This window comes from Nitrospinota bacterium (assembly GCA_035528715.1).
GTDB lineage: Bacteria > JADFOP01 > JADFOP01 > DATKYB01 > DATKYB01 > DATKYB01.
Genome location: DATKYB010000072.1, coordinates 23,237 through 31,717, shown reverse-complemented (window position 1 = coordinate 31,717; position 8,481 = coordinate 23,237). Strand labels below are relative to the sequence as shown.

General features: G+C 38.9%; 12 protein-coding genes. 3 read left to right on the top strand and 9 right to left on the bottom strand.

Annotated features, from left to right (window positions below; all coding sequences use genetic code 11):
• Nucleotides 1–605, bottom strand: a 605-nt coding sequence (locus VMW81_05720) for an FAD-dependent oxidoreductase (GenBank protein HUU50435.1), incomplete at its 3' end; no start/stop codon positions are given.
• Between the two features lie 106 nt (nucleotides 606–711).
• Between VMW81_05720 and VMW81_05715 the strand changes: the two genes are divergently transcribed.
• Nucleotides 712–1,647: a TIGR01212 family radical SAM protein gene (locus VMW81_05715; protein ID HUU50434.1), complete on the top strand. Its 936-nt coding sequence runs from the start codon at nucleotides 712–714 to the stop codon at nucleotides 1,645–1,647.
• Nucleotides 1,644–2,198 (top strand): epoxyqueuosine reductase QueH, encoded by a 555-nt coding sequence (locus VMW81_05710; GenBank protein ID HUU50433.1) that lies wholly within the window; start codon nucleotides 1,644–1,646, stop codon nucleotides 2,196–2,198. Before VMW81_05715 ends, VMW81_05710 begins: the two co-directional genes overlap by 4 nt.
• 49 nt (nucleotides 2,199–2,247) lie before the next feature.
• On the opposite strand, the gene VMW81_05705 is transcribed toward VMW81_05710, so the two are convergent.
• The 6 genes from VMW81_05705 to VMW81_05680 form a co-directional block, all read right to left on the bottom strand.
• Nucleotides 2,248–2,406 carry a rubredoxin gene (locus VMW81_05705; GenBank protein HUU50432.1) on the bottom strand — a complete coding sequence of 53 codons (159 nt, stop codon included), beginning with the start codon at nucleotides 2,404–2,406 and terminating at the stop codon, nucleotides 2,248–2,250.
• Nucleotides 2,407–2,440: 34 nt separating this feature from the next.
• Complete coding sequence (locus VMW81_05700; GenBank protein ID HUU50431.1) at nucleotides 2,441–2,647, bottom strand: ferritin family protein; 207 nt, start codon at nucleotides 2,645–2,647, stop codon at nucleotides 2,441–2,443.
• A 132-nt stretch (nucleotides 2,648–2,779) separates the two neighbouring features.
• Complete coding sequence (locus VMW81_05695; GenBank protein HUU50430.1) at nucleotides 2,780–3,109, bottom strand: DsrE family protein; 330 nt, start codon at nucleotides 3,107–3,109, stop codon at nucleotides 2,780–2,782.
• Nucleotides 3,110–3,178: 69 nt separating this feature from the next.
• Nucleotides 3,179–4,162, bottom strand: a complete 984-nt coding sequence (locus tag VMW81_05690; GenBank protein HUU50429.1) for a radical SAM/SPASM domain-containing protein — start codon at nucleotides 4,160–4,162, stop codon at nucleotides 3,179–3,181.
• A gap of 162 nt (nucleotides 4,163–4,324) precedes the next feature.
• On the bottom strand, nucleotides 4,325–4,858 hold the full coding sequence (locus VMW81_05685) for an NYN domain-containing protein (GenBank protein HUU50428.1): 534 nt from the start codon (nucleotides 4,856–4,858) through the stop codon (nucleotides 4,325–4,327).
• Nucleotides 4,859–4,860: 2 nt separating this feature from the next.
• A complete protein-coding gene (locus VMW81_05680; GenBank protein ID HUU50427.1) occupies nucleotides 4,861–5,556 on the bottom strand; it encodes a Crp/Fnr family transcriptional regulator in 696 nt (231 codons plus the stop codon).
• A gap of 274 nt (nucleotides 5,557–5,830) precedes the next feature.
• On the opposite strand from VMW81_05680, the gene VMW81_05675 reads away from it, so the two are divergent.
• Nucleotides 5,831–6,328 (top strand): rubrerythrin family protein, encoded by a 498-nt coding sequence (locus VMW81_05675; protein HUU50426.1) that lies wholly within the window; start codon nucleotides 5,831–5,833, stop codon nucleotides 6,326–6,328.
• A gap of 86 nt (nucleotides 6,329–6,414) precedes the next feature.
• Here the strand turns inward: VMW81_05675 and VMW81_05670 are convergent, their stop codons facing one another.
• Both VMW81_05670 and VMW81_05665 read right to left on the bottom strand, forming a co-directional pair.
• Nucleotides 6,415–7,929 carry a tripartite tricarboxylate transporter permease gene (locus VMW81_05670; GenBank protein ID HUU50425.1) on the bottom strand — a complete coding sequence of 505 codons (1,515 nt, stop codon included), beginning with the start codon at nucleotides 7,927–7,929 and terminating at the stop codon, nucleotides 6,415–6,417.
• 42 nt (nucleotides 7,930–7,971) lie between these two features.
• Complete coding sequence (locus VMW81_05665; protein ID HUU50424.1) at nucleotides 7,972–8,463, bottom strand: tripartite tricarboxylate transporter TctB family protein; 492 nt, start codon at nucleotides 8,461–8,463, stop codon at nucleotides 7,972–7,974.
• Nucleotides 8,464–8,481 lie beyond the last annotated feature (18 nt).

Genomic DNA, 8,481 nt, shown 5'->3' with positions numbered 1-8,481 from the left:
GTACCTGTTTTGAGCCTGCCTAATTTAAGACCCAACCTTTCTAAGCATCTTGAAAGACCTTTTGAAGAAAACTCACCCGCCCTTCCTGCAGGATATTGAACCAGTCCAATGTGGATGATACCATTTAAAAAAGTTCCTGTTGCTAAGATAACGGTCTTGCTATGATAACCCATTCCTGTATTATCGATAACCCCTTTTACTTCACCCTTTTCAACAACAATATTCTCTATCATTGCCTGTTTTATATCTAGCTTATCCTGAGTTTCCAAAACCTCTTTCATGGCTGCGTGATATCTCTGTCTATCTGTCTGAGCTCTTGTAGACTGAACTGCCGGGCCCTTAGAGGAATTTAATATCTTAAAGTGAATCCCAGTCCTATCAGCAATCTTACCCATCTCTCCACCGAGGGCATCTATTTCTTTAACTAAATTACCCTTAGCTGTTCCTCCAATAGAAGGATTGCATGACATTAAAGCAATATTATCTAAATTTATAGTAAATATAAGGGTCCTTAGGCCCATACGTGCAGATGCCAAAGCTGCCTCGCAACCAGCATGGCCAGCCCCTACTACGATTACATCATAATCTTTTTGGTAAAAATACATAACCGGTGCTGCTCTATAGATGATATTTTGACTTGGTTGTTTCCATTTGCTATTATAACACAAAATTTAGCTAGGCATTGAAATATTTACCTCTTGGAAGATGGGCATGCAAAACAACAAGCGATATTACGATCTTAACTCCTATCTAAAAGAAAGGTTCGGATGCAAGGTATATAAGATTACTGTTGATGCAGGTCTTACATGCCCAAACAGAGACGGCAGGATATCCAAAGGGGGTTGTATTTATTGCCTTAGCAGAGGCCCAAGGCCTCAATCGATAAACCCACCCATACCAATCAAAGAACAGATTATTAAAGGAAAAGAATTTTTATCAAAGGCAAGAAGGGCAAGGAAGTTTATCGTTTATTTTCAGCCTTACTCTAACACGTATGCCCCTTTAGAAAAATTAAAAAAGATTTATGATGAAGCGTTCAAGTTCAAAGATATCGTTGGTATATCAATAGGCACAAGGCCAGACTGCGTGTCAGATGAAATCCTCGACCTGTTGGAAGAATATGCCAAAACCTATACCGTCTGGGTTGAATATGGGCTACAATCCATCCATGAAAATACATTGAAAAAGATTAACAGGGGTCATGGATTAAAGGAGTTTACTGATGCAGTTAACAAGACAAGGGTAAGAAATATCCATATATGCACTCATGTCATCATAGGGCTTCCCCAGGAAGGAAGAGAAGAGGTGATTGAAACAGCAAAATTCCTGGCGGATTTAAAGATTGACGGTGTAAAAATCCATCTCTTATTTGTTGTGGATGGAACCGTATTAGCTAACATGTATAATGAGGGAAAGATTAAAATTCTGAAAATGGAAGATGCTGTAAGCCTTATATGTGATTTCTTAGAGCATCTCCATCCTTCCACTGTAATCCACAGGCTTACAGGGGACCCTCCAAGGGATAAATTAATAGCTCCCTTATGGTCTTTAAATAAACTCAAGGTTATCAATGCAGTAAATAAAGAACTCAAAAAAAGAGACTCTTATCAAGGAATAAAGCTAAAACCAAATTTTGCAGCATTATGAAAAATAGAATAACAATCAAAAGACCAAAATTACTTCTGCATATATGCTGTGCTCCTGATTCCACTCATGTTGCTCACGTTTTAGACGAAGAATATGAAATAACAGGATATTTTTATAACCCAAATATCTATCCAGAAGAAGAATATGAATTAAGGTGGGGAGATTTGCAAAAAATAGCAGAAGAGTTTAATTTTAATTTATTAAATCCTCCCTATGACCCTGATATCTGGTTTTCTTTAACGAAGGGGCTTGAAAATGAACCTGAAGGAGGAAAGAGGTGCGAAAGGTGCTTTCTCATGAGATTAGAAAAAACAGCAAAAATAGCTAAAGAAAAAGGGTATGATATATTTACAACCACACTAACAATAAGCCCCCACAAAAATGCCAATTTAATAAATAGTCTTGGCAGATCTCTCTCTGAAAAATATAAAGCAGACTTTCTAGCCGCAGATTTTAAAAAGCAGGATGGCTTTAAAAAGAGTATAGAGTTAAGTAAAAGATATAATCTCTATCGCCAAAATTACTGCGGTTGCCTTTATAGTAAGAGATAATCCTTCCCTTTTTTTATCTTCGTCTCATTTATTGCTATAATTTGTTTTCTTAGGCCTTTTCAAACATATCCTTAGTTGCACCACAAGTAGGACATACCCAATCATCAGGCAGATTATCAAAGAGGGTTCCCGGCTCTACCCCATTGTCTGGGTCTCCCTTTTCTGGGTCATAAATATATCCGCATGCAATACATACATATTTATCCATTCTGGCCTCCCTCTAAATTTTTTAAAATCTAAAATCACATCTCTTTATATATCTCCTTCTCCATCTCTTGCTGGATAAGCCTTTTATGCTTCTCTTCTTCTTCTGCTAGAAACTGAAACATCTCTCTTGCACCGGGAGCATCAACGAGTTCTGCTGCCTTTTTATAAATATCATAGGTCTCACACTCTCTTTTAAAGGCAATCTTCAGGGCATCCAATGGTGCTGTATCTTTATCAATCATTGATTTCCTCCCAAAACATATAAAAGCTTTTTTAAAAATAGATGCAATAAATTAATATCTAATAATTATATAAGTGTCAAACACTATTTGTCTTTTTTTGAAAAAATGGACATTTCTGCCTTTTTAAAATTTCTATATCGCAATGACGTGATCAGCTTCAGCTGCTGCCTCATAAAAATCGGCAAAATGACCCATATCCACATCATCGATAATCTTATCCTTGATATTCCGATTCTCTACAGAACATTCACAGGCTAAGACCTTTACTCCTTGTTCCTTGATTGCCTTCTCAATCTTCTCTCCGGTTGTCGTTCCTTTTATGAGATGATACACTCCATCCTCGGCAAAATGGAGGGCCAAGACCTTCGCACCATGACTCCCTTTGCTTATAGTTGAAAGTAAACATCCCTCAATTAATTCTCTGGTCCCATTTCTCGTAATAAGATAAGCCACCTTTTTCATTATTTCACCTCCTTTCTAATCTTCACCATTTTAAGCTTTTTCGTATTCATTTAATACAGTAGATTAGAATTATGCCCACATACGCTCCCATGATGAGTTCATCTGAAATGTAAATCGATTACAATCCCTGCACATCTCTAACTCTTTATACCGCTTTTGCATATGAATTTTCCTTAATCTCTGCATTGCTAATCCCCGCCATATCTCCATTATTGAGTTATTATTAATAAGGCCTATCTCTTCGGTAATATTATAGTCCACACAACACATGGTTGCCCTTCCGTCATTACTTATCACTAATTCTTTCCATAGATTTTGACAGGGGAAATTAAACGTTTGAATACTCCGCCTTTTATGATCCCCTAAAGCCCTATCCTTTTGTGTACCTCCCCAATTCCAGTAAGCAACGGTATCTGCTTTATCGACCAAAGGTTTCCATTTATCTTTAAATAATTTTGCTTCTTCAGAATTTTTATCCATTTTAATCAAAAATGCACCTACCTTAAGGTCTTCTCTACCCATAGAATTTCGCATTTTAAGGAATCCATGAATATTATTCTCAACCTTTTCATAGGATACGTTTTGTCTGATACTTTCATAGGTTTTCTTAGAAATCCCATCAATACTAAAGTTAAGATTACTAATGCTAGAATTTAAGATAATCTTTGCCTTTTCTTGGGTAAGAAACTCGCCATTCGTATTAAGGCCGATCTTGGTGTTGGGTATCTCTGCTTTAATATATTCCAATATTTCTTCGAGATGGGGATAAAGAATCGTTTCGCCCATCCAAAACAGATTTATAGACCTGATTTTTTCTTTTTTACACTCATCTATGATATGTTTGGCTAAGTCAAGAGACATGTGGTGCACCCTGCGTGTCATATATCTTCTGGAACACATAATACAATTTGCATTGCATACATTTGTCAATTCAATTGATACAAGTGAGGGTCTTCTCAGTTCTTTCTGCATGCGCTTGACGAATCTTGCTGTTTTTCTTACTAAGAGAGAATGATCCAAGCAAAAAAATTTAAAATCTCGAAAGAAATTCATGATATTCTTGCCTTCTATCTCTTCAATTCTTACTAGATAGGGTTAAAAAAATGCAAAAATTTTTTGGATTATATCACACAGACTCAATCCCAGCAAACGAAATTGGTTAAGAAAATGGAATGAATTCTTAATTGGTTATGATGGAGATATAACGTAATAAAATTATAGCTTTTTCAAGAGATTCCTTCTTTTTCTCTCTCTTTTACTAAGCCGCTTAGAAGGACCCTTCTTTTTAGTTGTTTTTTCCCACGGCTTAAAATCATCCTCAGCTTCTTCTTTCCCTTTTATCTTCGCTGCCATTTCAAGACGGCTATAAAACTCCTTAGATGAGATAGCCTCAATAGAAAAGCGCTGAACATAATTGATGATCTCCCTATCTGAAGTCACCACCAGAAGTTTCTCTGAATGGAGCCTCTTCTCCCTATGCTCCTCCTCCACAAACTCCTTTATATAATCATCACAAGTCCTTCCCCTAGCCGTATAGATAATCCTGATACCTAAAGAATCGTCTATCATATCAAAGAGGGAAAAACCCCTGTAGGCATCAAAGCAGAGAACGATTTGATGCCCCTTTAATCTTTGATAAGAATCGAGAATCTTGATCAAATATTCTCTCTTTTTTTCTTCACTCACAGATGAGCGCTTGAGCACTGGCAGGGCATTTAAGAGATTATATCCATCAATCAAAATTTCCATAATTAATCTTTCTTTAAACCCTCGGCAATCTTTTGTAAGGCATCCTCTTCTAATACCACAATGTCATTTTTATCCACTCTGATGATATCCCTTTCTTTCAATTTGCTTAAAGAACGAGAAAGAGTTTCAGGAATTGTTCCAAGGCGTGAAGCTAACTGGGTCTTACTTAGATCTAATGTGAATCTAGGCCCTTCAAGGGTTTTTTTGCCATGATTCTTTGACTGTTCCAAGAAATACTTTGCTATTCGAGAAGAGACTTCTTTTAATGAGAGGTCCTCTACAAGCCTGGTAAAATCCCTTAACATAGCTGAAAGACTGGCCATTATCTTAAGACTGATATCTGGAAACTCTTTGATTAATCGAATGAAGTCCATCTTTTCAATAAATATCAAATGAGAATCGGTCATGGCTTGGGCATTGGCAGGATAGGTCTCACCATGAAAAACAGCAGCATCACCAAAAGATTCACCCTCTGAAATAATATGGAGAATCTGCTCTTTTCCATCCATGGAGGTCTTATAAACCTTTACTTTGCCTGATTTTAAGATATAAAATCCCCTCGCCTTTTCTCCTTCATGAAAGATATGTTCATTCTTCTTATAGACCTTTTCATGAACAATCTTTTTTACCTTATCTAAATCCCTCTCAGGAAGAAAGCTAAATATAGAACACTTTTTTAATATGGAATCTAAATTCATAAATTATAAGAAAATTTTTTGGTTTGGTTTATCAATATTACCTCATAATCAAACAAATTCAAGGATTTTTACACGGAACCAGTCAACATTCCTATTGATTTCTGAAATAAATATTTGGAAAAATCTGAAAAAATATTAAAAAAAAGCAAAAGTTCGTTGACAGTTGCAAGATTATCTATTATTTATTACTCTATTGCCAAAAATGAGGAAAGAGATTCAAAAAATTATTCATGAAATTTTAACCTATTAACACTAAATGAAGGAGGGAGTTTTCATGTCAAAGACAGAAAAGAACCTCAAAGATGCCTTTGCCGGAGAATCTCAGGCAAACAGAACATACCTTGCCTTTGCTAAAAAGGCAGAAGAAGAGGGATATCCTCAGGTTGCAAGGCTTTTCAGGGCTGTTGCTGAGGCCGAAACAGTCCATGCCCACAATCATCTTCGGGTACTTCAAGGGATCAAGAGTACAAGCGAGAATATTCAAGAGGCCATTGGGGGAGAAACGCATGAGTTTAAGACCATGTATCCAGAAATGATAAAGGATGCAAAGGAAGAGGGAAACAAAGAGGCCATGATAAGTTTTAATTATGCCAATCAAGTAGAAAAGATTCATGCCGGACTCTATAATAAGGCCTTAGAGAATCTGGGGAAAGAGGAGAAGGTGACCTACTATGTTTGTCCAATATGCGGTTACACTGTAGAGAATAATCCACCTGATACCTGTCCCATCTGTAATAAGGCATCTGCCAGTGACTATATGAAATTTGAATAATCCACCCTTAGAGATAAATAAAGACAAAAAAAGGGGGGAAGTGTTTTAAACTTTCCCCCTTTTTTATTTTTATCTAAATAAAAATCTTATCCTGTTTCCTTCTTTTTAAACTTAGCAAATATCATAGGTAAGAATGGAACCAGAAACAGAAGAACGGATACTGCCATAATGGTACCTGACATCGGTCTAGTAAAGAATATTGTTGGATCCCCCCTAGTGATAATAAGGCTCTGACGAAGGGCTCTCTCTGTCATCGGCCCGAGAACAAGGGCAAGAATGAGTGGTGCCAAGGGATAGTCGAGCTTCTTAAAGGTATATCCAATAACCGCAAAGATGAGAACCTGCCATATTTCAAAAAAGAGGTTATTCATGGCATACCCACTCACCAGACAGAGAACAACAATCACTGGTGCAAGGATGGTAAAGGGAACCCTCAGTATAGAGACAAATACAGGTATCGCAAAGAGGTTAAGAATAACAGCCACAAGATTACCTGCATAGAGGCTGGCAATGAGCCCCCATACAAATTCCTGCTCCTCTACGAAAAGGAGAGGACCTGGCTGTAATCCCCAAATCATCAAGCCACCGAGGAGAACAGCTGCTGTTGGCGATCCTGGAACCCCTAAGGTAAAGAGGGGTAACATCGAACCCGTACTGGCAGCATTATTCGCACACTCAGGCGTTACAACCCCTTCAATATGGCCTGTCCCGAATAGCTTCTGTCTTTCCAGTGGAGCAGTACTCTTGGCAAGACCATAGCAGATAAAAGAAGCTGGGGTTGCCCCTGCTGCTGGCAGGGTTCCCACAAAGAAACCAACCACCGAGCCTATCATAGAGGCCTTAAAGTACTTTAAAATCTTCTTTCCTGTTCTCCATATTTCCATGTAGTGAAAATCGGGCTGAAGGACCTTGAATTCAAGGCTCAGCTCTGCTGTCGCCATTATCTCCCCAACGCCCCAGAGCCCAACCACAGCAACCAGGAAGCTAATACCGTTCATCAGCTCCAGTACACCGTAGGTAAGGCGGGGGTTTCCGGTGACGATATCGATACCCATGGTAGAAAAGATCAGCCCAATTATGGTGGTGATCAGGGTCTTCCAGATGTTCTTCCCTGCCAATCCTGCAAAAGTAGCAAAAGCCAACATCATGATGGCAAAATATTCTGGGGGACCAAACCTCAAGGCAAAGTCAGCCAGAGGCGGGGCAAAAAGCGTAAAGAGAATCATTGCCACCGTGCCTCCCCAGAAGGAGCCCCATGCAGCAGCAATCAGTGCTTGTGCTCCCTCCCCTTTCTTTGCCATAGGATAGCCATCAATGGCCGTAGCCGCTGCCATTGGTGTGCCTGGTATATTGAGGCATATTGAAGCAATGGCTCCGCCATAACATCCACCGTAATAGATTCCTGCCAGGAATATGATGGCTGATGTCGGCGGGATGACAAAGGTCACAGGGAGAAGAATAGCTGTGCCGTTTGTCGGCCCTAAGCCAGGAATACATCCAAAGACCGTCCCCAAAGTCACTCCGATTACCATACAAAAGATATTGTATGGCGTCAACGCAATTGCAAATCCACCCATTAAAAGATTAAATATCTCAAGCATCGAATCTTCCTTCCTAATTCTTAAGTTAGAATATTCTTATCCCTATAATGGTATATACCTATACCAAAGCTCATCTAATATTTCAATCCCCTTGGGTAGCGGGATCTTCAGCATATACTCGAACATAAACCAAATCCCAACAGGAACCATGATACTGACGATAGCCGTCTGAAGCTTGGAGCGCTTCCCTACATAGAGCATGTAAACGGCAATGTAGACCATGCTGCCAAAGTATGCCCCAATAAACGTATAGCAAACAACAGCCCCCGCAGCAGTCGCAAGAACCTTCATCACAGCTCTAAGCCCCTCCCTATCCTTAAAGAAGGGCTCTGTAGAAGGCTCTTTTGTAAAGATTACCTGTAGCAACACAATCAGTGCAAAGATTCCTGTGAGAAAACAGAGCCAAAAGGGGAGAAAGCCTCCCCCCGGCCCCACATTTTTTACCCATCCTATTTTTAGCTTTGTAGCTTCAATCATTGATATGATACACCAAACAATAATCACAGCCGCAGTAATTAAATCTGCCTTCCGCATTCATTCTCTCCTTCTGAT